This window comes from Pontibacter sp. HSC-36F09, from assembly GCF_024171605.1.
GTDB lineage: Bacteria > Bacteroidota > Bacteroidia > Cytophagales > Hymenobacteraceae > Pontibacter.
This window is the reverse complement of the sequence record NZ_JALKAA010000004.1, coordinates 173,145-195,331: the sequence shown is the minus strand read 5'-3', so window position 1 is coordinate 195,331 and position 22,187 is coordinate 173,145. Positions and strand designations below refer to the sequence as shown.

The window sequence follows — 22,187 nt, the reverse complement described above, 5'->3', positions numbered from 1 at the left end:
AAATCAGATAATTAAGATTTAAAATTATTTTTTATGATCAAAAAAACAGCCTAAAACGGGTCAAGCTAAATCGTGCTATCCATTTTGCTATAGGCCTTTTTGCACCTTACCTTTGCAGCCCCCTGGCCCACAGTCAGGCCAGGTATAAGGTATAGACAGATGAATGATAAAAGACAGGTGCGGCTCAACAGACTGGCCGTGCACCGGGTAGGCAACAAGGCGAAGGAAGAAGGCGTGATCGTTTCGAAGGAACTGGTCGACCTGCGCGACGAACAGCTCACGGATTTGCTGACCAACTACTTTCTGGCTCCCTTTAAGCAGGAGGAGTTTTTCCGCTTCCACCATACCTCCGACCTGGCTTTGAACGAGATGTTCGCCTACTCGGCCCTGATGTTCACGGAGCCGCAGAAGTTCCTGGAGTACTCGGTTCATGTGCTCAACCACCTCTACGAGCAGTCGGACCATCCCAAAGTGAAGAGTGGGGAGCTGTACGTAGTGCATTTGTCGGGCTGCCTGATGGAGGACGACATCGTGGACGCGATCGGTATTTTCAAGTCGGAGAACAAGGACACCTTCCTGACCTTTCAGGAAGACGACGATGACCTGAGCATGAACTATCATTTCGGGGTGAACATCAAAAGCGTAGACAAAGGCTGCCTGATCTTCAACACCGAGGCCGAAGACGGTTTCCGGGTAAAGATCGTGGACGCCAACAGCACTGACGCCGTGTTCTGGAAAGAGGACTTCCTGCACGTGACAGAGCTCAAGGACACCAACTTCAACACCAAAACGGCACTTAACCTCTGTAAGGATTTTTCGGAGGAGGTGTTTGCCCAGACCGACAGCAAAAAAGCCCAGGTGGACTTCATCAGCCGCTCCGTGGACTATTTTTCCAAAAGCGAAACCTTTGACCTGGAGGAGTTCACGAGCAGCGTAATAGACCAGCCGGAGACGGCGGAGCGCTTTAAGAACTATACCCAGGCCTTTGCCGAGGAGCGCGACATCGAGGGCTTCACCGACTTTGCCATAAACAAAAACACGGTGAAGAACATGAAGCGCAAGTTCCGCAATTTCATCAAACTCGACACCCAGATCGAGATCAAGTTCAGTGGGTATAATCCGGAGCAGAGTGAGCAATACGTGGAGCGCGGCTTCGACCAGGAGCGCGGCATGCATTTCTACAAGGTATACTTCCACTCCGAGTCGTAGCGTTATTTGCCAGGCAGACAGGTATAGAAACTATACCTGAACGGTCCTTGTTGCAAAGAAGCGTGCACTTAAAATACCGGAACAGTATTTGATAGAGAAGAAAGCACCTATGATCAGCTTTAAAAGAGATATGAAAAAATCAGTTCTTGCCACCTTACTTTTTGCCTTTGCCGCCACCGCTGTGTTTGCACAGGCGCCCGCTCAAAAGGCTGCCACTACGCAAAGCGCCCCTACCACATTGGAACAGCGCGCCGATGAGATAACGGCCGGTATGGTGAAGAACCTGCGCCTCAGTCCGAAGCAGGCTACCGAGCTCAAAGACGTCAACCGCAGCAGCATGAAGTTCGCGGAGACAGCCCGCAAAAAGTACCGCGATAATCCGCCCAAACTGACTCAGCAAATGGACATGATTAGCCAGACAAGGCTATCGCAGATCAAAGACATCCTCACCGAGCGGCAGTTTGCCCAGTACCAGTCGCGTCGCGAAGAGAAGATGGGTGTGCCGCGTGAGGCCAGAAGCAACCCTAACCAGGGCCAGGGGCAGCAGTACGACAACAACTACTAAACTATTCGAGAAAGAACATAATCAGAAAAGCATGGCTACCGCCATGCTTTTTTTTCATCCTACCTGCCGGCTTTCTGGCTGGCTCATCTGCTCTTCCAACTCCATATCGTCAGGTATAGACTTGGCCAATTGCAGGGCAGGTGCTTCTGGTACATCCCTTACTTCCTGCTCCCGCTGGTAGGCTGTCACGACGGCTCCCGGTGGCTTGAACAGGATGTCCCATCCTTCCCTAAGTGACCGGGCATGCTGCAGGTCTTTATAGATATCCACCCATTCGTGAAAAACCAGGTAGAAAGGGTTGTAGGAAGAAACCGGCGTTGTGAGGCCGTAGGTTGGCCTTTCTTCTTCCTGCTGAAAAGTGCCGAACATCCTGTCCCAGATGATGAAAGTAGAACCATAGTTCTTGTCGATGTATTGGGGGTTAGAGCCGTGGTGTACGCGGTGATGTGAGGGCGTTACGAAAATGTATTCGACCGGCGCGGGTAACTTTCGGATCAGTTCGGTGTGTACCCAAAACTGGTAAAGCACCGCCAACTGGTGACACACAAAGAATGTGAAGGGATCAAAGCCCAGAAAAGGCACCGGCAGGAAAAACAGGAACTTGAGGGGGGAGGTCCAACCGGTGCGCAGGGAAATTGCGAAATTCATTTTCTCCGACGAGTGGTGCGTCACATGCGTTGCCCACCAGAGTCGCTGCTCGTGCGATATACGATGGGCCCAGTACCTGAAAAAGTCAACTGCTATAAACCCGACCAGAAAACCCCACCACGACCTGGGTATCGCCCAGGGCACCGCGTTGTATATCATGATCGAGGTGGTGAAAAGCACGATCTTGATGCTCGCTCCCACGATGGCGCTGCCCGCTCCAATCCAAAGGGCAGCCATAAAGTCCCTCTTTTCATAATAATCCCGCTTCTTCCTGACGCCCACGTACCACTCTAACAAGACGGAAACCACAATGATAGGCGCTGCTAGGTGCAGGATGGTCAGGTTATCCAGTTCAGCGATTTGCTCCATTGTAAAGACTTCCTTCTCCATAAGCTAGCAAGTTAGGGCAGAGGTATAGCCTTTAGTAACGACGTCTCACTCAAAGGGTTAAGCAAAATAATATCAACATTATCCTATTTATCTGTCCAAACGATCTGGCTATTCTGTTCTTAACAGGCACCCAAAGAACCTCCTCCAGCATTGATTTTATGGAAAACACTGCGTAATCTTGTCAAAAGGTTAAGCTACATGAACATCCGTAAGAAAGTAAGAATGAATATACCTGCCGGCATCGGACGCTATGCCGCCATCGACTTGTTTGTGAAAGCTGCCGAGAAGGAGAACTGGAGCGAACAGGAGATTCAGTTTGTGATAGACGAGGTGGTAGAGGCAGAAGATAATGCCAAAGGCCTGGAGGCATTGCAGTACTATCTGGCGTAAAAAAAGCCGAGCCGGCGCAGCAATTGCATCGGCACGGCTTAGAGTATATCTCTAGTAAAGTTTAAGCTTTGTTTTGCTCAGTGGGCTCAAGTTGTAACTCAGCCTGATGCTTTTGCAGCACGCTGATGATGAATTCGATGTGCTCTTTGAGATCTACACCGAAGAGCTCAGCGCCCTTACGTACTTCTTCCCGATCCACGGAGGCGGCAAATCCGCTGGTCTTCAGCTTCTTTATCACTGACTTTGCCTCCAGCCCTTCCAACCGCTGCGGCCGCACCTGCGCGCAGGCTACGATAAAGCCGGTTATCTCGTCGCAGGCAATCAAGGCTTTGTCGAGGGTGGTTTCGTAAGCGACGCCCCAGTGGGTATAGTGCGCTGAGATGGCGTGGGCGATGCGATCCTCTCCTTTCCCGCGCAGCAGGTCCACGATCATATTCGGGTGCTTATCTGGGTAGGCCTGGTAGTCGGCGTCGTGCAGCAGGCCGGTAATGGCCCACTCTTCGGTGCTCTCTCCCAGTTTGTTGGCGTAGGCTTCCATTACCAATTCCACGGTACGAGCATGGCGCAGCAGGCTTTCGCTGGTGGTCATTTGCTCCAGTATGGTGCGGGCTTCTTGTCTTGTCATAGATGTAGTACGGGCTTTAACGAACCGAATGTAGTAAATTCAGTCTATACCTGCACATCAGACAAGTTTAATCCTTCATCGCAAAACCGTAGTAACTTGGCTGGAAGTCAATTTCTTTATCATCAGGAAATTCGGCTTTGGCAATTTTGACGTTTTCCCACCTGCCGTAAATGTTGTCTTTGCGGCCTACCAGAATATCGATACGGTTGCGGAAGCGGCGGTTCATGGTATCCCGGACAATGTACTGCCCGTCCAATTCGTCTGAGACACCGCGCACCCAAACAGTATCGCCATAATGTATATCACCGCCCCAGCGTGTCAGCATGTCGCGTGAGAGGGCAATCCAGCGGTGTTTTTTAGGGTTTTTGGGGTTAATGCGGGAGCCGTCGGCTGTGATGAGTGGGTTTCCGTCGGTCTGGCCTTTCTCGGGGTAATAGACGGTGGCCGTTACGGTAAAAGTTTCCGGGTACTCAGGATAATCGGGGTATTCTTGTACTTTTTCTATAAGTCGGGGTGATATCAGTTCTTGCTCCTTTACCTCGCTCTCAGGGTTTGAATCTTCTGGTTCCAAGATGGCCATTTCATCAGAAAAAGTTACAAAAATGGAAATCACTACTGCGAGTATTTTGACCCTAAACATATTCAGTCCATTTCGTGAAACATCATTTCTATAATAATAAACCGCTTAAACGGCGGGTTTAGAAATTAAGTTTTATGACACGTATGCGTTTAGGACAGTTAAAGTCTGTTAATTTAAATCATAAAAAGCCCTATATACAGGCAACAGATTCGAAATTTAAAGTTCTGAGTGGTGATATAATGTTTGCGTTAAAATTAAAATTATCACTAAAAATTCATAGAATTAATTAAAAATATTGCATTAATGTGTCTTATAAATCATGCCTCTTTAGCTACCCAGTATCCTTGGAATTGTAATTTACAAAGCTAGTTTATTGACCCCGTTTTAACTGCAATTGTCTAGTTTTGGTGATTCCGTTTCTTTTGGTATCTGTCATAAACCACATAAGCGATAAAGAGCACCAAACTCACCCCTCCTACCCAAATCAATCCGTTCATGAGGCGGTCATTATTTTCACCGAGCCAAGCCAGCAACACAGTGAGCGGTGCTATACCTGCTAGAGTAGCTCCAATAAATTTGAAATAGCTCATTTTAGTGATGCCGGCCACAAAGCTGACCGCATCGTTTGACAAGAAGGGAGAAATGCGGGCGACTATCACAGCCCAAATCCCATAGTCCTCCACGAAGCCGTGGACCTTCTCTTCGGCTTTGCGACCGATAATCTTGCTCACGCCGGCCTCACCAAGCCCCCGGCCAATAAAATAACCAATTGTAGAAGCCACCAGCACAGCAGTAATTGCGATCAATGAACCCCAGAAAGGGCCGTAAGCGATGATGGCCACCAGCATTAAGGCCACCACATTCACCACCACCAGGAACATCTGCGCGACCATGGCGAGAATAATAAAGATCGGCCCCCAAAAACCAAACTGCTCCACCCAATTCGAAATGCGTCCCTCGTCCCCGCTCGTCAGCACGTCCCAGCCTTCTTTGATAGCTGCCTGAAAACCAGGGAAGATGAAATAGGAGAGGATTAGTAGCGTGATAATGCCTGCCGTTACAACCAAAGGCCATTTGCTTTGTTTTACGTCTTCCTGTGTTGTTGCTGTGTTTTGCGACATAAGTGCTTGTTTATGTGTTTAGACGCAGGTTAAACTCTTTGGGTTAGGTTTCCAGCATACCTGTTTTGGTGTTAAGCCGGGCTTTCTGCTCATATTTTTTGGTTGGTTCGTCGCTCGCCAGGGTATAGCGCCAGGTATGTGGCGGCCCAGCGAGCGTGCTGCTCTGATGGCTTTGCTGCGCCGACAGCTCTCGCTGACTGAGCGGCGGCGCTGCAGGTATAACAGGCTGCTTCTTGTCGACATGCTCACCGTAAAGGACGGCAGCTACAAGGCCTGCCAGCAGTCCGCCCAGGTGGCCCTCCCATGAGATGCGTTCCTCAGAAGGGAACAAGCCATAAAACAAACCGCTGTACAGAAACAAAATAGCCAGAGAAATAGCCAAACCGGCCCTGTCGCGTCGCATCATCCCGTTGAACAGCAGGTAGCCGGCCAGGCCATACACCACGCCGCTTGCCCCCACGTGGTAGGCGTCCCGGCCGATGAACCAGGTACACAGTCCGCTTAACACGTAAACCAGCACAAAGACCCGTAGCGCAACCGGGCGATGCAGAAACAGGATAAAGCCAGAAAGCAGCACCAGCGGAAATGAATTGGATAGCAGGTGGATGAGCCCCGAGTGTATAAGCGGCCCCAGGAACACGCCAACCAGGCCCAGAAAGTCGCGTGGATGGATGCCGAGCCAGGCCAGATTCACTTCATTAAGGTATGAGAGCAGCGCCACCAACCAGATGAGCCCTACAAACAGCGTACCCGGCAGAAAACTGTAGGCAAAGCGCTCGTGTTCGGCTTTCAAGTCTTGGGGGCGCTGCATAGGAGTTGCTTGCGTCATAGATAAAGGTCTGGAGAAGGTATACATTTCTCCTTGTGGTGTGGTCAGGCTATACGTACAGGGGTGCCGCCAGGGCATGCACTCATCCTACCTGCACTGCAGCAAGATACGGGCTGTCAGCCAAAATTCGTATGCGTTATCCGTACTTTTCACGTTCTATACCGTAACAGTTCCATTTCGGCGATATCCTGAAGCGTATAAGGCCTATAGCCACAAACCAAATTCAATATTGATAAACAATAAAGGTGATTTCATCACGCGTAGCATGCAAGCCAACCCTTTTCACCCGATTGCCATCCGTCTGCCAGCACTATACCTTGGTCTCCTGTGCTGCCTGCTGCTGAGCTCCTGCGAGAGCACCGACACAAGCGGGGCTGCCTACGCCCGTGATGAAGAGGGGCAGCGTGAGTTCTTCCCGGAAGAAGTCGCCTACACAAGACCAGGCTCTCTGATAGAAGCGATCGAAAACCCCTCGCCCTGGGTAGATTCTGTCTTCCGGACACTGAGCCCCAAAGAGCGCATTGCACAGCTGATCATCATAGAGGCATTTTCCAACAAAGGCCCAAAATACGAGGCTGATGTGATGAACCTGGTCAAAAGGTATAAAGTGGGCGGTATCATCTACTTTCAGGGAGGCCCCGTGAGGCAGGCTGTCCTGAACAACCGACTACAGGCCGCCTCCAAAGTGCCCCTCCTCATCTCGATGGATGCTGAAACCGGTGTGGGTATGCGATTGGACAGCACCGTGCAGTATCCATTTCAGATGATGATGGGCGCCATCGAAGACAACGGCCTGATTTATCGCATGGGGGCCGAGGTGGCCGAGGAGTTCAAGCGACTGGGCATGCACGTCAACTTCGCCCCGGTAGCCGACATCAACAACAATCCGCAGAACCCCATTATCGGTTACCGCGCTTTTGGGGAAGACAAGCTGGATGTGACCGCCAAAAGCCTGGCCTACATGCGCGGCATGCAGGAAAACGGCATCATTGCAGTAGCCAAGCACTTCCCCGGCCACGGCGACACGGATGTAGACTCTCACTACGACCTGCCCATCATTCCGCATGACCGCGACCGGCTCGACTCGCTGGAGCTATATCCTTTCCGCGAGCTGATCAAGCATGGCATCGGGGGCATCATGGTGGCACACATGCACATGCCCGAACTCGACACGACCATGAACCTGCCCTCCACCCTATCCAAGCCCATCGTGACCAACCTCCTCAAGAAAAAGCTGGAATTCAAGGGCCTGGTCTTCACGGATGCCATGGTCATGAAGGGCGTAACCAAGTACTTCCCTCCCGGAGAGGCGGAGGCACGCGCCCTGATCGCGGGTAACGATGTGCTGGAGCGCCTCAACAGTGTCCCCAAAGCCATTCAGGCCATCGAGCAGGCGATTGCCCTGGGGTATATCACGCAGGAAGAAATTGACCGCCGCTGTAAAAAGATGCTGGCCGCCAAGGCCTGGGTGGGGCTGGACAGGTATAAGCCCATTGAGCTGGAGAACCTGTACGAAGACCTGAACCCAGGTATAGCCGACAGCACCAACCATGCGCTGGCCGAAGCAGCCATGACTCTTCTTAATAACAAAAAGAATTTTCTACCCATCCGCCAAAAAAAGCGAAGGCGCATCGCCACACTATCTTTTGGCGTGGTACGCCCCAGCATATTCCAGCGCGAAATAAACAAGTATGCCCGCATCGAGGCCAATTTTGCGCTATCCCGGAAGGCCAATGCCAAAGAAGTAAAGCAAATGAAGCAGAAGCTCAAAGGGTATGACCTGGTGCTGGTGGGACTTTACGGGCCAGCTGTCACGCCAAGCAACCGGCTGGGCTACTCCAAAGAGGCAGTAGGGCTGGTGACTGACCTGGCGCGCTCGGACAGGTCCATTATGACGCTCTTTGACAACCCTTATACCTTGAATCAGTTCCCGGACATCCACAAGAGCCGTGTGCTGATACTGGCTTATCAGGCACACATGCATGCGCAGGTGGCGGCGGCCAAACTCTTGTTCGGCAAAATACCTGCCCGCGGCAAGCTGCCCGTTACTGTAAACGAGCACTACCAGTACGGCCATGGCATCAGCAAAGACAAACCATTACTGGCCGTGAGCCCTTAAATAAGTATCTTGTAAGATTGCTTTGCGTATGATGGCAAGTATGGGCATCGCCTAAAAACAGCAACCCTAAAACTTTGAAAAATAAATGCTCAACATTAGAACAACATACCTGCTTGGCTTCCTGACAGCCCTGCTCCTCTGGAGCTGCGAAGGCAACCGCACCGCACAGGAGACTGAAGAAATAACCGTGGATGTACCCGCCGACACTGCCCGAGTGGAGCAAACGGGCCGCACCGTAGGCGAGCGGCTAGAGTCATTGCGGGGCTGGATGAACGAGAAAGTGGAACGAGGCGACACGGCTATACAGCGTGAAATGCCGGGGATCAAAGAAGATTTCCGGGTGCGATCTGCTGAAATTGAGCAGAACCTGGACAGCCTCTCCGCCGAATCAAAAGCGGAATACGCCCGACTGAAGGAACGCTACGAACGCTGGGAGAACCGACAGGAAAGACGCCTGAACACGCCACTCGACCGTGCCGAGCTGGAACAGTGGGAAGAGCAGTTGCTCCGCGAATTCAAAGAAATTGAAAACATTGCACCACAGGACATGCGAGAGGCGTACCTGACCTTTATGGGTGTGATTCGGGCCAAGCGCCGCAACTGGACGCAACATGACTGGGACTACGTAGATAATGTTTACGGGCAACTGAATCAGCGACGTGGTCAGGTAGAGAACCAGATCTCGAACACTGATAAGCTAAAAATCAGAGCTTTACAAGCTGAGTACCTAACTTTAGAAGGAGCCGCCGACGCCCAGAGTACAATGCGCAATATGCGTAATTAAACAATTGGAGGACTTTTTGGTTTAGTCCCTATACCTTTGCACAGGTATAGCCACAGGCTTTTGGTTGACGGCCTATACCTACATTAAAGCGAAAAAAATGGAAAAAGCGACATTTGGAGGAGGATGCTTCTGGTGTACCGAAGCAGTGTTTCAGGATTTGGCCGGCGTACAAAAAGTAGAATCAGGCTATGCGGGCGGGCACATGGAGAACCCAACCTATAAGCAAGTCACCTCCGGCACCACCGGCCACGCCGAAGTGCTGCAAATCACCTACGACCCGGATGCTATTAGCTACGATGAGCTCTTGGAAGTTTTTTGGGAAACCCACGACCCGACCACGCTGAACAGACAGGGCAACGACATCGGGCCGCAGTACCGCTCCATCGTGCTCTACCACAATGATGAGCAGCGCGAAAAAGCCGAAAAATACCTGAAAGAACTTGATGCGTCCGGTGCCTTTGATGCTCCGATCGTGACGACAGTAGAGCCGCTGCAAGAGTTCTACCCGGCCGAAGACTATCATCAGAATTACTTCAACACTCACGGCCACGAGCCTTATTGCAGCTTTGTGATCCGGCCTAAAGTTGATAAGTTCAGAAAAGTATTTGCAGACAAACTGAAACCCGGAGCGGCCAAATAAGTCGATACAAAATAAAAAGCGTCAGCTACCCTAAAGGATGGCTGACGCTTTTTTATTCCACTACAGTAGGAATTACCCCTGAAACTGTACCCATTGCTGGGCAATGATGGTCTTGGCATCGGCAAAGCTTTCCTTGAGAAGTTCTTCCCGGGTATAGCTCACCAGTTCAATGTGCTCGTGTTCATCGTCTTTGCCACCGCCCTCGGCATGCTGGTGCGATACTTCTGCGTAGTACAACAGCACTTTTTCAGTTGTGCCGCCCGGCGAAGAGTAAAAGGTATGCAGGTGCTGCAGATTGTCTACGCTATAGCCGATCTCCTCTTCTATTTCGCGGGCAATGCTGGTTTCCGGGCTCTCGCCCTCGTCCACCATACCTGCCACGACTTCCACCAGCTCCGATTCAGAACCTACCCGAAACTGCCGGGTCAGGATGTAGCGCTGCTTTTCGGTGTCGTATACCATGGCAGCTACTGCCGTGCCGCGGTCAAATTGCTCCCGCGTAAAGGTATGGCCGTTCTGCGCTACCGTCAGTTTATAGATCTTGAAGTAGCCATCGTAGGCCGTTTCTCTCTTTTTGATTTCCATAAGGGCGAATATAGGCAAAGCCAGGGTATAGCCTGCCATCAGGTATAGGTTAAAGTTCGGGTTACAGTTCGTTGTTGCGGAAGGCTGCTTTCTGCGTGCGCTCCGTCAGGCTGGACATGGAAAGCGGCGTTTCACTCTCGTAGCCTTTTTTGGCTCGTTGCTCGCCAGTAGGTCCGGGCAACATGCGGTTGAGCACAGCAAACAAATCGGTCGTGGTTTCTGGTGAGAGCCCATGAATGAAAGCGCCAATCTTGGCAGGTATAGACGTGACTACTTCGGCATCTCCGTGTCGGCAGGCATCCAGTATCGATTTGGCCGAATCCTCAGCGCTGATAGAAGTGAGCCGGCTCGAGTCGACAATTTTAAACAGCGTATACTCTTCTTCGTGCTGCCCCTTGACGTTGGCGTGCCGCGGACTGCCGGTCTGCATCAGGCCCGGTGAGGCGCAGGTAACGGTTATATTGTACTGTTTCAATTCGGCTCGCAAACCTTCGGATAAACCGACCAGAGCAAATTTGCTGGCACTGTAAGGCACCAGGTGCGGTACGCCCAGTTTTCCGCCAATGGAGGCAATGTTCAGAATGCGTCCGCCGCCGCGGGCCTTCATGGAAGGCAACACGGCCAGCGTGGTATAGAGGGGACCCCAGAAATGCGTCTGCATGGCCTCCTCAAAATCTTTTACGGTCATCTCCTCCAACGGACCCGCCGTGATGATGCCCGCATTGTTGATCAGCACGTCGATCTGCCCGAACTCCTGCTGCACCTGCTCGATCATCTGCTCTACCTGCACTTGTTGGGTAACGTCGCAGGGTAGCACTATCACATCGGCTCCGTTGCCTGCCAGTTCCATGCGGGCGTCTTCCAGCTGTATTTCGTCGCGGGAGCACAGCACCAGCCGGGCTCCTTCTTTAGCCAGTTGACGCGCCATGACAAAGCCCAGTCCGCGGGCGCCGCCAGTTATCAGTACCGTCTTGTTCCGGAAGCTGTAGGCATTCAACTTGCGGGTAATGGCACGGGCTGCAAGCAAAGCACCTGCTCCAACTGCCAGCCACCACAGGTTTCTTTTCTGTTCTGTTTTCATAGAATTGTAGGTATAACAGGTATAGCCGGATGCAGCATACTGACAGCTGATCCGGCTTTTTGTCTACGGTAAGGCGGGTGATGTAGGTTCGTGTACCCGAAACAGGGAGGTATAGCGCGGCTTACTTTTTCTTCTTGAAAGGCTTTATACCTTGTCGCTTGCTGGTAAATACCTCGTTTTTAGGCATCGGTGTATAGAGCAGCTTTACCGACACCACGCCGTAGTGGTCTTTGGTGTTCTCCACGCGGGTAACGTTGTCAAGGTAGTCTGTGGTAGTGATGTGGTACACAACCTCAGGCGCAACGCTGAACTGATCAGAAAAACGGAAGCGTATACCGCCGCCAAACGGAATTACACCGGCAATGGCTGGGTATGAGCGCAGGCGGTCGTAGGTGATGTCAGAATTGGGCGTCCGGTTGGTGGGGTACGAACTGGGGGTATAATACACAAAGCCAGCCCCGCCTTTAATAAATGGTACGGCAAAGCGCTTACGCAAAGAGCGGTAGTTGTTTGACCCAGCGTAGCTGTCCAACAGGTTGTACACCAGCATCCCGGAAACCTCAATTACTCTCGACTCAAAAGTGATGTTATCCTGAAAGGTTTTCTCTGACGCGCCTAACTTAATATACTCCACCTCGCCGCTGAGGGACCAGAAGGAGTTATACTTGAACAGGGCACCGATGCTGAAAGCGGGGCCGATGTCATTGCAATCAAAGCTGCCGCATATGTCGCTTTTCACAGCGGCCAGACCAGCGCCGGCTTGTATAACCAGCCCGCGCTCGGGGATCTTACTCACCCCCATGCGGCGAATGACATTATCCTGCGCCTGGGCGGTAGTGCAAATTGTAAGGGCGATCAAAAATAGTGATAGAAGGAAGTAGCTGCTCCTGTTCATGCTTCAGACAGGTTTCTCTTTAAGGTTTGTGTGGTTCGCAGACCAGGTATTGGCTGTAGTGGGCCTGCTTCCCCTATCTACGCAAGGCTAAAAGAAAGGATCATTAAAATTTATGAATACATTATAATATAGCTATGATAATATAATCATGGCTATACCTTGTTGTGTCGCAAGGCTGGTTTGATAGATGTTACTCTTTGTTATTAAGACCCAGTGGTTGAACCAGTTGCACGAAGGGACGGGCGTTTCTTGTTCAGCAGCTGAACAAAATCGATGACGAGTGCGGCCGCATCCGGGTAAAAAGTGGGGTTAATATTTTCGTACACATCCGTCGGTTTGTGGTAGTGCGGATGGTCTTCCACGCCGAAGTAGATGAACGGAATCTGGCGCTTGTGGAATTGATAATGATCGGACTGTCGAGTCCAGTCATTCTTACCCTGCTCAGGCCGGTCATGGCCTGTTAACACCCTGGCCTGCGGCCTTGGCTTGACCTGCTGCAGCAGCGGCAACAGGGCCGGATAATGATAAGACCCACTAGCGTATAGCTCGCCCTTGTCGTTCAGGCTGAGCATATCCATGTTCACATTCAGTTGGATCAGGTCCAAGGCGATCGGTGAATTTTCCAGAAAGGCATTGGCACCCTGCAGACCCAATTCTTCGCCATCAAGCGCGGCAAAGACCAAGGTATAGTAAGGTTTGTTTTTCTTAAAATAGGCGGCAGCAGCCAACAGCGCACCCACACCGGAGGCATTGTCGTCAGCTCCGTTGTAGATCTCGCCTTTGCGCTCGCCCACGTGGTCGTAGTGCGCCGTCAGGACGAGGGCTTTGTCGGTTTTGCCAGGTATAAAGCCGGTCAGGTTGACGGCTTCTTCCACTACAAGGCCTCTACTTTCCAGACGGAAGGTATGGCGGTAGCTGTTGTTATAGGTCTGCAACCCGATCTCGCTGAAACGCTTTTCGATGTACTCTTGCGCCATCCGGTTGCCCTCCGTGCCGCTCAGCCGGCCCGCCATTGAGTCGGCGGACAGTATCTGCACGTCGCGCAGCAGCACCTGCGGATCGAGCACCCTTTTCTGAGCGAGTGCAGACAGCTGCAGCGTACAGATGAGTAAGAATACAAAGGTGAGGTGGCGTTTCATAGGTTATATTTTGGGCGAATTTACTATAAAATCGCCAGCACGCCCTTATAAAAGATTAGTTGTTCAGAATAGGCCAGGCTACCCAGCTTTTCTGGCGAGTTGAAGCTTTTTTCTGCTGCTCCGCCACACGGCGCTCTACTTCCTGGGTATAGCTGCCGTCTTTCTCAAAAACCTCGCCTTTCAGCACCCATCCTGTTTTTACGTAGTCCTGTACTCTGCTTACGAGTGCCTGTAGGTCTTTTGCTTCGATTACGTCGAATTCCATGTTCGTTCCTGTTTTAGTGGTCTTACAAATGGTTGTCAGATGTGATTTAAACAAGGAGCGTGCCACTTACGTTCATCAAATATAAATGTTACAATTATTTTAAAACAAATTACAGAACCCTTCCCAGATGCCTCCAGATGCTATTTAAAGCCCAGAAAACTGAACGGGCCGATCTGCAGACCGGCCCGTTCAGGTATAGCAACTAATTGTATTCTAGTTTTTTACATTTTCTTGACATCAATAAAGGCAGGCAACTCTATCGGCCCTACCGAGGTTTGAATAGTGGGTTTGATCTGTAGTAAGATATCCGGTCGGCTGCCACCTTCTTTCTCAGAAAGCATCGCAACGAGTCGCAACAGGTTATTTAATCCGGAACCGCCGTTTTCCTCCGCCAGTTTGATAGGCGTACGTACGTTAATGGTGTTCAAGCCGTGTCGAAGTTCCACTGGCTCGTCCACGATACCGCTCAGCGTTTGCTTGCCATCCAGCAGCAACTGCCATTTTAACTTGGTCACGGTCATGCTACGATCCTGGCTGCCCTCGTCCAGTTCTACGTTCAGGCCCAGGCTAGAGTAGGCGGATAGATTGTTGTCCGAAAAGGCCGAAAGCAGCAATGCCGCCTCGCTGAAAGAGAAATCCTCGGGCCGCTTTTTGTTCAGCACATTCACACCGTTTAGCTTCACTTCATTTATACCTGACAGGCTGTACTTTGCTTCCTTAAAAGCATCAATATCGCTCTTAGTGCCGCAAGAAAATGCGAAAAAGGCGATGCCCAGCAGCAGGGCGAAAGATAGGAGATTTGTCTTTTTGATCATTTGCTTTATACTGCTCAGCGCTTGATTACTTTGCCTGAGCCCGAAATAGTTGAGTTAATAGTTGGGTTTCCCTGGTAGTACACATTTCCGCTGCCGGAGATCGTAACAGCCAGTTCATTGGCAGCGTTTACTTCCACATTTCCTGAGCCACTTAGCGCTACGCCGGCACTTTCACTACGCATCCCAAAGGACTTTACGTTGCCTGAGCCGGACAGGCTGATATCCTGTGCGCCGGCCTCTCCCACCAAGTCGATATTGCCCGAACCGGTCAGTCTGCTGGTTACCCTATCAGCCAAGGCATTTATGCGGAGGTAGCCGGAGCCATCGAGCACGGCGCGGAAGTCATTTGCTTCAAATTCATCCAGCAGCTCTATACGCCCCGACCCGATCAATTCGGCACTGTTCAGCTCTGTTACCGTCATCTGCACCTCCACCGTCTTGTGGCTGCGCAGACACCTGTCGAAACTGAGATCCCATACGCCGTTCGACACATTGGTATTGATCGCATCCAGCACGTTGGGTTGCGCCCGCACCTCGATCCGTTGCGTGGCTCCCCGTCTAACAAAAACGCGGGTATCCCCGTTCACGCGCAGTCCGCTGACCGCATCCAGGTTAAACTCCCGGGTTTCTACGTCGCCTCTTCCCCGGATACAATCCTCATCGTCGCAGGAGGTAAGCAGCAGTACGGGCAGGATAAGCAGGAGCATCCAGCGCCCAAAATTAGTAGATTTCATAGTTTTATGCAGCTTAATTAGAATTGCAAGTTAGATAAACCTGCTGCAGCTGCATAAAATTGTCTGTTCTGTCCACTCAATAATTTAATGCCATCACTAATTTTTAGCTGAGATGCCCTACCCTTTGCCCACGCTGGTTCACGAGCACGCCGCTGTCTGTCACAAACAAGCCCTGCAGGTAGTCGCTCTCGAAGTAGAAAGGATAATCGCGGTTATTGGTTCGGGCCAGCTTGCCGATGATGCGGGCGCCCCGTTCGGTCATGTGCACCAGCTGCAGACGCGTGGTCAGGAAGAACTGCTCGTCAGGCGCATTGTTGAACACTACCTTGCGCAGCACCAGCCGGCTGTCCAGTCCCTGTGCAACCGTGTTAGCTCTGGTCGGCTGCTGCATTTGCTCCCTTGCCTGCTGTGGCGGCCGGCTCCTGGTTGCCATCGATTGTTGCTGCTGTCCGTTCGCGCTGGCCATGAGCTGGGCGTCGGCGTTGCCCCACCCTTTGCTGATTGCCGCCAACCGGTAACTGCGCCCCGGATGCGTGGCAGAGCTCCTTTCATCGGAGAGCACCTGCATGGCAGCCTGTGCCTCCTCCAAACTGGCCCCCATCTTGCGGAGTACAAAGCCCGAAAATTCATCAGCCTCCAGTTCATCGGCATGGTTGCTGCCCTGACCGGACAAGGTATGGCCGTTCAGGTGATGCCCGATCTCGTGTGCCAGTATGCTCACGCCAGCCCAATCGGTATGCACCGCGTTGTTGATGGCATCCAGGAAATGCTCGTTGTAGAGGATATACCGTTTGCCGTTGTAGATCACAGCAGCGGCATTTTCGATATTGGCAGACCGTACCTCAAAGCGCGGTTTCAGTCCGATCACGTCAATGATCTCACTGATCACGTCACGGGGTGCGGCTTTGACTGACGTATAAGGCGCTGGGCCAGGAACTGCTGCTGCCCTTGCCACAAAAAGCGGAGTCAGGGCCAGCAGCAGGGCCAGGCAAATGATGTTCAATCGATTCATAGGATGTCCTTTCTGTAGATGGATAAACACAGCATATCCAAAACGAAAAATAAGAGGAGGCTGGTATAGCTTGCTATGCAAGTACTTTGCCAGATTTGTACTTTTCGTTCTCCCAGCGCGGGCACCTATACCCTATCGGAAGAAAGCCACTAAACTGCTCGGTTTACTAACCGTGATAAAGGCCGGAGACTCAATATTGCCTACTGGGGTTTTAACGGTGGGCTTGATCTTGAGGGTGAGGTGTTGGCGTATGTCCACCCGTTGCCCCAGCAGCGTGATCAGCCTCGAGAGACCTGTATAATTGGGCATGTTGCCGTCTGTGGCCAGCCCCACAGGCGTGGCGATCGACAGCCGGTTCAGTCCCTCGTGCAGCACCATGGTCTCCTCGATGGTGCCGGTCAGCGCATCCTCTCCTTCCACTTCCAGCAACCATTTCAGGCGGGTGATGGTCAGGTTTCGTTTTTCTTCGCTTTGGTTCTGCAGGGCCACATGCAGTGCCAGGGTGGCGCTTAGCTCCAGCGAGTTGCTGGTGACGGAGGCCAGCAAGCTGTCGCCCTCCTCATGCATGAAGCCACGTCGTTGCTGTATACGCTCCTCTACGTCAATTCCGTTGAGCTTGATCTCCTTTACGCTTTGCATACTATACCTGGCTTCTGTAAACGCCTTGATATCCTGTGCCTGCTTACAGGACAGACCAGCCAGCATTAGAGCCAGCGACAGAGCAACGTTCCATACTTTATTCATCTTCAGGGCATTATCATACATTCTGATATGCAAATAAAGCAATAGTTCGCAATATGTAATTCAGGTATAGCACAAAAAAAAGCAGGTATAGCCCGAGCCATACCTGCTTTTTTTCATCTTTAATGTTGCTGTATACTTACAGCTCGATCATGTTGCGCCGAGCGGCTGGTGGTGTTTGTGCTTCTCCTCGCCGGTTTCCATGTAGCGCTTAAAGTAGCGCAGGTCTTTTTCCACCATCGTCTTGAGCATCGGGTTGAGCATTTTGGCAGCTAAGCCTCCGACAGAACCCGCTGGCGGACTGTAAGAAATAACAGCCTGCACAATGGTGCCGTGACCATCCGGAGAATCAGAAAAGCGCACCTCCCCGGCATTGTCAATATCGGAGTTTGGCAGCGAACGCCAGGCAATCAGCTCGTTTTCTTTTTCATGGATGATATCCGCATCCCAGGAAACGGTGCCTATACCTCCCGGAATCTTGGCTACCCAGCGCGAGCGCTGCGGGCCATTGGACTGCACGCTTTCGAGGTGTTCCATAAACTTCGGCAGATTCTCGAGCATGCGCCAGAACTGGTATACCTCCGTGCGGGGCCGTTCTACCGTAATGGTCTTGATGATGTCTACTGATATGTCCTCGTTCTCTGCCGTATCGCGGCCAATCATCTGGTTGACTGGGCAAAATCCGGTAAAGCCTCTAAAAAGCAAAGCACCGCCTGCCAGGGCCGTGAGGATACCGGAAGTGCCGGATTGGCGAAGCCCTACCAAAACCATGGCAGCGCCTCCCACAGCGGAAAGCACCCGCTCGGGACGGCTTACGTTGATGTGGCTCGACCCGGAGGCCGGCGGAAATATATGCTCCGTCTGGAGCATTTTAGAGTAATTGGCATTGTATGTATCCATAGCTTATTGGTTTTGTTCTATTTCGTTTTAATGGATACGTGCGTTGGGGCTATTATAGTTACTGCGTGCTATTTATATCTCCCAGCTATCAGCTATGGGCGGGCATACAAGCAAAAAGCCCCGGCTGTTTGCCGGGGCTTTTTATGCCTGAGTCAGGTATAGCTTACTTAAACTTGCCTTTCAGCATAGCCAGTTTGGCTGCAAAATCATTCATTGGCTCCTCTTCGCGCTTGGTACCCGCTTTTTTGCCACCACCTCCAGCTGGTCTTGCTGCGGCCGGATCACCTTTCATGCTCAGGGAGATGCGCTTGCGCGGTACATCCACTTCCAGCACCGTTACGTCTACCTTCTGCCCAACCTTCACCACATCATGCGGGTTCGTTACGAAGCGGTCCGACAAATGACTCACGTGAACCAGGCCGTCCTGGTGCACCCCGATGTCCACGAAAGCACCGAAAGCAGTGATATTGGTCACGAGGCCCGGCAGTTTCATGCCCTCACGCAGATCCTTCATTTCGTTGATACCTTCTGTAAAGCTAAAGGCTTCAAAGGTTTGGCGTGGGTCACGGCCCGGCTTGGCCAATTCACTGATGATATCCTGCAGGGTAGGCAAGCCAACGGTATCAGTCACGTAGTTTTTGAGGTTGATCTGCTTGCGCAGTTCGTCTTTCTGCATCAGGTCCTGCACGGTTACGCCCAGGTCTTTAGCCATCTGCTCCACGATCGGGTAGCTTTCCGGATGCACGGCTGAGGCGTCGAGTGGGTTCTTCGCATCCCGGATTCTTAAGAAACCTGCTGCCTGCTCAAAGGCTTTATCGCCCAGACGGGCTACTTTCTTCAGCTCTGTTCTGGTTTTGAATGGGCCGTTCTGGTTGCGGTACTCCACAATGTTCTGCGCCAGCGATGGCCCCAGGCCCGACACATAAGTTAGGAGTTGCTTGCTGGCCGTGTTCACTTCCACACCTACGGCGTTCACGCAGCTCATCACCACATCGTCGAGCGAGTGCTTAAGAGCAGTCTGGTCTACGTCGTGCTGGTATTGGCCTACGCCGATAGATTTCGGATCGATCTTCACGAGTTCAGCCAACGGGTCCATTAGGCGACGTCCGATTGAAACGGCACCACGCACTGTCACGTCCTTATCCGGGAATTCTTCACGAGCTACGTCAGAGGCAGAGTAAATAGAAGCACCGCTTTCGTTCACCATCACTACCTGCACCGAAGCCGGCAGTTTCAGGCTCTTCACAAAGGACTCCGTTTCGCGGCTGGCCGTACCGTTGCCGATGGCAATGGCCTCTACCTCAAAACGGGTCACCATATACCTGACGGCCTGTGCCGCTTCACTTTCCTTGTGCTGACCGGTGTGCGGGTAGATCGTTTCGTTGTGCAGCAGCTTGCCCTGCTTATCGAGCACCACCGATTTAACACCGGTTCTGAACCCCGGATCAAGCGCCAGCACGGTTTTCTGTCCGAGCGGTGAAGAAAGGAGCAGTTGACGCAGGTTGTCGGCAAATACACGGATCGCTTCTTCGTCGGCACGTTTCTTTGAGGTCAGGCGCACTTCGGTTTCCATGCTCAGCTTGAGCATGCGCTTATAGCAATCTTTGGCAGCTAGTTTCACTTGTTGCGCAGCAGCATTGTTGCCTTTCACGAACATGCGCTCCAATCTTTCAAGGGCCTCTTCCTCGTCTGGCTGGGCGCTGAGCAGCAGTACCATTTCGGTTTCGCCGCGACGCATGGCCAGTATGCGGTGCGAAGGGGCCTTTTCGATTGGCTCTTCCCACTCAAAATAGTCTTTGAACTTCTGGCCTTCTTCCTCCTTGCCCATCATCACACGGCTCTTAAAGGTGCCTTTCTTCTCGAAAAGCTGGCGCATGGTGGCACGAGCCTCGGCATTTTCGTTCATCCACTCGGCCATGATGTCGCGGGCACCGGCTAAGGCTTCCTCGGCATCCTTCACCTCTTTTTCTTCGGATATGTATTGAGCGGCCTCAGCAGACACGTCTATATTTTCCTGCTCAAACAGACGCTGCGCCAAGGGCTCCAGTCCTTTTTCGCGGGCGATGGTGGCACGGGTGCGGCGCTTCGGTTTGTAAGGCAGGTAAATATCTTCGAGCACGGCCATGGTCTCAGCGGCCATGATGCGCGCCTCCAGCTCCGGCGTCAGCTTTTCCTGATCGCGTATCGACTTGAGGATGCTTTCGCGACGCTTGTCGAGTTCACGCAATTGCTCCAGGCGATCGCGCACGGCGGCAACCTGCACTTCGTCGAGGGAGCCGGTGGCCTCTTTTCGGTAACGGGAGATGAAAGGCACGGTGGCGCCTTCGTCCAGCAAGGTTGCCGTGGCCTCCACCTGTTTAATGGTGATGGAAAGCTCGGTGGCAATCTTGATTAAATGGTCAACGTTTAATTCCATGTATTTGGGTAAAGAGTAATCTAAAATAAGGTGGGAAATCGCATAGCGGAAGGTATAAAAGCAGCCCTGCCTGATTCACCCACACATTTTCCCTGTCTTGAGGTATACCTGCTCGCCTAAGGAACGTCAAATTTAACCGATATTGCCAGAAAGCGAAACATCTGGCGCTTGTAAATTGACCTGAGACCCTAATTGGCTGTCACACTGTTTGCTAAATATTTTTATACCTTCGCAGGCTTGAGATTCCGGAAACATAATTCATTCTGCCTGTGGGCGCTGCTCAGTCTGCTGCTTTGCACGATGCAGAGCTGTGTGGTGCAGCGCATCGACCACACGCCGTATGCACAGACCGACTACTACCGCCATACCTTGCAAGAGCTCGAAAAGCAGCCTCCAGTTACAAGTAAAACCGATTCGCTGCAGGTTGGCTGGGCTAAAGTAAACATCACGCCTCCTGTGGGTAGTCCGTTGGCAGGCTACGGCAAACGCAAAGGACTCAGGTATAGCGCCGTGCATGACTCGGTGTGGGTTCGCACATTCGCTTTTGACAACGGCCAAGCAGAAGTCATTTTCGTCGCACTCGATATGCTCATTGCCCCCATGACGGTTGCTGCTGCGCTGGAAAAGGAGTATGCCGCGTTAGACTTGAGTCCTGGTCAGGTATACCTGAGCGCGACTCATACGCATAGCAGTTTCGGGGGCTGGGGGCAGAAACTGGTGGGAAGACTCATGGCGGGCAGGTATAGCAAGCAGCTGGTGCAGCAGACCACCGCCCGTATCGTACAAAGTATACAGCTAGCCCGGCAAAACAAGCAGCCCTCCCAAATCGGGTATGGTACAGCTTATGCCCCTCACCTGGTTCGCAATCGCCTGACAGGTTCTTTGGCAGGCAGAGATACAACTATACGGTTCTTTAAAATAGTGCAGGCTTCCGGTAAAACGGCTGTCCTGACCACCTTTGCTGCACATCCCTCCATCCTCCCGTCTATGGATCCGGTACTTTCGCGGGACTATCCGGGAGAATTGGTGGACGAGCTGGAAAAAAGCGTGGACTTTGCCGCTTTTGCGGCCGGTGCTGTCGGGAGTCAGGCTGTGGTGGCACCGCATGGCGATACGCATGAGAGCACAGCTGCTGTGGGGAATGAACTGGCAGCCGCCCTACTGGAGAAGCTCCCGGCGGTTGAACTAACCCACACGGCCCGCCTCGGCTATGCCCGGCATTCATTGCTGCTGCCCAAGCCGCAGTGGCGTCTGAATACGAGCTATCGCTTTGCCCCTTTCCTGTTTAACTGGCTGTTTGGCAAATACCCTACTTATATCAATAGTCTGCAGTTGGGCGAGGTGCTGCTGCTGGGCGTTCCGGCTGATTACTCTGGTGAACTTCTACCCCAGCTCGAGCGGCAAGGTCAGCCTGTGGTCCTGACCGGGTTCAATGGCGGCTACATCGGGTATATTACGCCCGACCAACACTATGCATTGAAGAAGTATGAAACCCGGTCCATGAACTTCTACGGGCCGCAAAGCGGAGGCTACCTCACGGAAATCCTGAACCGGATTTTACACCGATACAAGCTTCCTCAGATTAAGTAACTTACCGGTTCATTTGGGCTAATCGCAAACCCCAATCTATTTGGCTCTGCTATTTCTATACCTACTCAACCCAATAAATACAATATTCTATTTCCATATCACCTATATTCCTAT

The 22,187-nt window shown here is 52.0% G+C and carries 23 protein-coding genes; 7 read left to right on the top strand and 16 right to left on the bottom strand.

The genetic code is table 11. The features are described from left to right. The first annotated feature begins 159 nt into the window (after positions 1-159). Together L1278_RS13830 and L1278_RS13825 are read left to right on the top strand one after the other, a co-directional pair. On the top strand, positions 160-1,209 hold the full coding sequence (locus L1278_RS13830; protein WP_253405394.1) for a nucleoid-associated protein: 1,050 nt from the start codon (positions 160-162) through the stop codon (positions 1,207-1,209). 130 nt (positions 1,210-1,339) lie between these two features. Beyond that, the gene (locus L1278_RS13825; protein WP_253405392.1) at positions 1,340-1,774 is read left to right on the top strand and encodes a hypothetical protein; all 435 of its coding nucleotides are present in this window, start codon (positions 1,340-1,342) and stop codon (positions 1,772-1,774) included. A gap of 54 nt (positions 1,775-1,828) precedes the next feature. Here L1278_RS13825 and L1278_RS13820 read toward each other — a convergent pair whose 3' ends face one another. Then, complete coding sequence (locus tag L1278_RS13820) at positions 1,829-2,812, bottom strand: sterol desaturase family protein (protein ID WP_253405390.1); 984 nt, start codon at positions 2,810-2,812, stop codon at positions 1,829-1,831. A 198-nt stretch (positions 2,813-3,010) separates the two neighbouring features. On the opposite strand from L1278_RS13820, the gene L1278_RS13815 reads away from it, so the two are divergent. Beyond that, the gene (locus tag L1278_RS13815; protein ID WP_253405388.1) at positions 3,011-3,202 is read left to right on the top strand and encodes a hypothetical protein; all 192 of its coding nucleotides are present in this window, start codon (positions 3,011-3,013) and stop codon (positions 3,200-3,202) included. Positions 3,203-3,263: 61 nt separating this feature from the next. Here L1278_RS13815 and L1278_RS13810 read toward each other — a convergent pair whose 3' ends face one another. The 4 genes from L1278_RS13810 to L1278_RS13795 all read right to left on the bottom strand — a co-directional run bounded on the left by L1278_RS13810 (position 3,264) and on the right by L1278_RS13795 (position 6,339). Further along, complete coding sequence (locus tag L1278_RS13810) at positions 3,264-3,827, bottom strand: HD domain-containing protein (RefSeq protein WP_253405386.1); 564 nt, start codon at positions 3,825-3,827, stop codon at positions 3,264-3,266. 67 nt (positions 3,828-3,894) lie between these two features. Further along, positions 3,895-4,407, bottom strand: coding sequence for a hypothetical protein (locus L1278_RS13805; RefSeq protein ID WP_253405385.1), 513 nt, complete (start codon positions 4,405-4,407; stop codon positions 3,895-3,897). Between the two features lie 398 nt (positions 4,408-4,805). Beyond that, a complete protein-coding gene (locus tag L1278_RS13800; RefSeq protein WP_253405383.1) occupies positions 4,806-5,528 on the bottom strand; it encodes a TVP38/TMEM64 family protein in 723 nt (240 codons plus the stop codon). A 43-nt stretch (positions 5,529-5,571) separates the two neighbouring features. Beyond that, complete coding sequence (locus tag L1278_RS13795; protein WP_253405381.1) at positions 5,572-6,339, bottom strand: rhomboid family intramembrane serine protease; 768 nt, start codon at positions 6,337-6,339, stop codon at positions 5,572-5,574. A gap of 247 nt (positions 6,340-6,586) precedes the next feature. On the opposite strand from L1278_RS13795, the gene L1278_RS13790 reads away from it, so the two are divergent. From L1278_RS13790 to msrA, 3 genes are all read left to right on the top strand, one after another. Then, the gene (locus L1278_RS13790; protein ID WP_253405379.1) at positions 6,587-8,476 is read left to right on the top strand and encodes a glycoside hydrolase family 3 protein; all 1,890 of its coding nucleotides are present in this window, start codon (positions 6,587-6,589) and stop codon (positions 8,474-8,476) included. 85 nt (positions 8,477-8,561) lie between these two features. Beyond that, positions 8,562-9,260, top strand: coding sequence for a hypothetical protein (locus L1278_RS13785; protein ID WP_253405378.1), 699 nt, complete (start codon positions 8,562-8,564; stop codon positions 9,258-9,260). Positions 9,261-9,357: 97 nt separating this feature from the next. Further along, positions 9,358-9,900: a peptide-methionine (S)-S-oxide reductase MsrA gene (gene msrA, locus L1278_RS13780; RefSeq protein WP_253405377.1), complete on the top strand. Its 543-nt coding sequence runs from the start codon at positions 9,358-9,360 to the stop codon at positions 9,898-9,900. A gap of 72 nt (positions 9,901-9,972) precedes the next feature. Here the strand turns inward: msrA and L1278_RS13775 are convergent, their stop codons facing one another. From L1278_RS13775 to L1278_RS13725, 11 genes are all read right to left on the bottom strand, one after another. Beyond that, the gene (locus tag L1278_RS13775; RefSeq protein ID WP_253405372.1) at positions 9,973-10,524 is read right to left on the bottom strand and encodes an NUDIX domain-containing protein; all 552 of its coding nucleotides are present in this window, start codon (positions 10,522-10,524) and stop codon (positions 9,973-9,975) included. A gap of 22 nt (positions 10,525-10,546) precedes the next feature. Continuing rightward, positions 10,547-11,566: an SDR family oxidoreductase gene (locus L1278_RS13770; protein ID WP_253405370.1), complete on the bottom strand. Its 1,020-nt coding sequence runs from the start codon at positions 11,564-11,566 to the stop codon at positions 10,547-10,549. Positions 11,567-11,687: 121 nt separating this feature from the next. Then, the gene (locus tag L1278_RS13765) at positions 11,688-12,461 is read right to left on the bottom strand and encodes a porin family protein (protein WP_253405368.1); all 774 of its coding nucleotides are present in this window, start codon (positions 12,459-12,461) and stop codon (positions 11,688-11,690) included. A 203-nt stretch (positions 12,462-12,664) separates the two neighbouring features. Next, positions 12,665-13,600 (bottom strand): M28 family peptidase, encoded by a 936-nt coding sequence (locus tag L1278_RS13760; protein ID WP_253405367.1) that lies wholly within the window; start codon positions 13,598-13,600, stop codon positions 12,665-12,667. A gap of 55 nt (positions 13,601-13,655) precedes the next feature. Next, positions 13,656-13,865 (bottom strand): hypothetical protein, encoded by a 210-nt coding sequence (locus tag L1278_RS13755; RefSeq protein ID WP_253405366.1) that lies wholly within the window; start codon positions 13,863-13,865, stop codon positions 13,656-13,658. 221 nt (positions 13,866-14,086) lie between these two features. Next, complete coding sequence (locus L1278_RS13750; protein ID WP_253405365.1) at positions 14,087-14,680, bottom strand: hypothetical protein; 594 nt, start codon at positions 14,678-14,680, stop codon at positions 14,087-14,089. A gap of 14 nt (positions 14,681-14,694) precedes the next feature. Continuing rightward, complete coding sequence (locus tag L1278_RS13745) at positions 14,695-15,414, bottom strand: head GIN domain-containing protein (RefSeq protein ID WP_253405364.1); 720 nt, start codon at positions 15,412-15,414, stop codon at positions 14,695-14,697. 103 nt (positions 15,415-15,517) lie between these two features. Then, complete coding sequence (locus tag L1278_RS13740; protein ID WP_253405363.1) at positions 15,518-16,426, bottom strand: membrane-binding protein; 909 nt, start codon at positions 16,424-16,426, stop codon at positions 15,518-15,520. Positions 16,427-16,558: 132 nt separating this feature from the next. Further along, positions 16,559-17,170 (bottom strand): hypothetical protein, encoded by a 612-nt coding sequence (locus tag L1278_RS13735; protein WP_253405361.1) that lies wholly within the window; start codon positions 17,168-17,170, stop codon positions 16,559-16,561. Between the two features lie 147 nt (positions 17,171-17,317). Beyond that, on the bottom strand, positions 17,318-18,067 hold the full coding sequence (locus L1278_RS13730; RefSeq protein WP_253405359.1) for a YgaP-like transmembrane domain: 750 nt from the start codon (positions 18,065-18,067) through the stop codon (positions 17,318-17,320). A 163-nt stretch (positions 18,068-18,230) separates the two neighbouring features. Continuing rightward, positions 18,231-20,483: a Tex family protein gene (locus tag L1278_RS13725; protein WP_253405357.1), complete on the bottom strand. Its 2,253-nt coding sequence runs from the start codon at positions 20,481-20,483 to the stop codon at positions 18,231-18,233. Between the two features lie 237 nt (positions 20,484-20,720). Between L1278_RS13725 and L1278_RS13720 the strand changes: the two genes are divergently transcribed. Further along, positions 20,721-22,073: a neutral/alkaline non-lysosomal ceramidase N-terminal domain-containing protein gene (locus tag L1278_RS13720; RefSeq protein WP_253405355.1), complete on the top strand. Its 1,353-nt coding sequence runs from the start codon at positions 20,721-20,723 to the stop codon at positions 22,071-22,073. The last annotated feature ends 114 nt before the right edge of the window (positions 22,074-22,187 follow it).

Excerpts from the sequence above, each read along its gene's own strand:
- L1278_RS13795 (WP_253405381.1), bottom strand. The coding sequence starts at position 6,339 with ATGCAGCGCCCCCAAGACTTGAAAGCCGAACACGAGCGCTTTGCCTAC.
- L1278_RS13745 (WP_253405364.1), bottom strand. The coding sequence starts at position 15,414 with ATGAAATCTACTAATTTTGGGCGCTGGATGCTCCTGCTTATCCTGCCC.
- L1278_RS13765 (WP_253405368.1), bottom strand. The coding sequence starts at position 12,461 with ATGAACAGGAGCAGCTACTTCCTTCTATCACTATTTTTGATCGCCCTT.
- L1278_RS13770 (WP_253405370.1), bottom strand. The coding sequence starts at position 11,566 with ATGAAAACAGAACAGAAAAGAAACCTGTGGTGGCTGGCAGTTGGAGCA.
- L1278_RS13815 (WP_253405388.1), top strand. The coding sequence starts at position 3,011 with ATGAACATCCGTAAGAAAGTAAGAATGAATATACCTGCCGGCATCGGA.
- L1278_RS13785 (WP_253405378.1), top strand. The coding sequence starts at position 8,562 with ATGCTCAACATTAGAACAACATACCTGCTTGGCTTCCTGACAGCCCTG.
- L1278_RS13830 (WP_253405394.1), top strand. The coding sequence starts at position 160 with ATGAATGATAAAAGACAGGTGCGGCTCAACAGACTGGCCGTGCACCGG.
- L1278_RS13800 (WP_253405383.1), bottom strand. The coding sequence starts at position 5,528 with ATGTCGCAAAACACAGCAACAACACAGGAAGACGTAAAACAAAGCAAA.
- L1278_RS13775 (WP_253405372.1), bottom strand. The coding sequence starts at position 10,524 with ATGGCAGGCTATACCCTGGCTTTGCCTATATTCGCCCTTATGGAAATC.
- L1278_RS13750 (WP_253405365.1), bottom strand. The coding sequence starts at position 14,680 with ATGATCAAAAAGACAAATCTCCTATCTTTCGCCCTGCTGCTGGGCATC.
- L1278_RS13820 (WP_253405390.1), bottom strand. The coding sequence starts at position 2,812 with ATGGAGAAGGAAGTCTTTACAATGGAGCAAATCGCTGAACTGGATAAC.
- L1278_RS13730 (WP_253405359.1), bottom strand. The coding sequence starts at position 18,067 with ATGGATACATACAATGCCAATTACTCTAAAATGCTCCAGACGGAGCAT.
- L1278_RS13825 (WP_253405392.1), top strand. The coding sequence starts at position 1,340 with ATGAAAAAATCAGTTCTTGCCACCTTACTTTTTGCCTTTGCCGCCACC.
- L1278_RS13735 (WP_253405361.1), bottom strand. The coding sequence starts at position 17,170 with ATGAATAAAGTATGGAACGTTGCTCTGTCGCTGGCTCTAATGCTGGCT.
- L1278_RS13740 (WP_253405363.1), bottom strand. The coding sequence starts at position 16,426 with ATGAATCGATTGAACATCATTTGCCTGGCCCTGCTGCTGGCCCTGACT.
- L1278_RS13810 (WP_253405386.1), bottom strand. The coding sequence starts at position 3,827 with ATGACAAGACAAGAAGCCCGCACCATACTGGAGCAAATGACCACCAGC.
- L1278_RS13755 (WP_253405366.1), bottom strand. The coding sequence starts at position 13,865 with ATGGAATTCGACGTAATCGAAGCAAAAGACCTACAGGCACTCGTAAGC.
- msrA (WP_253405377.1), top strand. The coding sequence starts at position 9,358 with ATGGAAAAAGCGACATTTGGAGGAGGATGCTTCTGGTGTACCGAAGCA.
- L1278_RS13805 (WP_253405385.1), bottom strand. The coding sequence starts at position 4,407 with ATGGCCATCTTGGAACCAGAAGATTCAAACCCTGAGAGCGAGGTAAAG.
- L1278_RS13725 (WP_253405357.1), bottom strand. The coding sequence starts at position 20,483 with ATGGAATTAAACGTTGACCATTTAATCAAGATTGCCACCGAGCTTTCC.
- L1278_RS13760 (WP_253405367.1), bottom strand. The coding sequence starts at position 13,600 with ATGAAACGCCACCTCACCTTTGTATTCTTACTCATCTGTACGCTGCAG.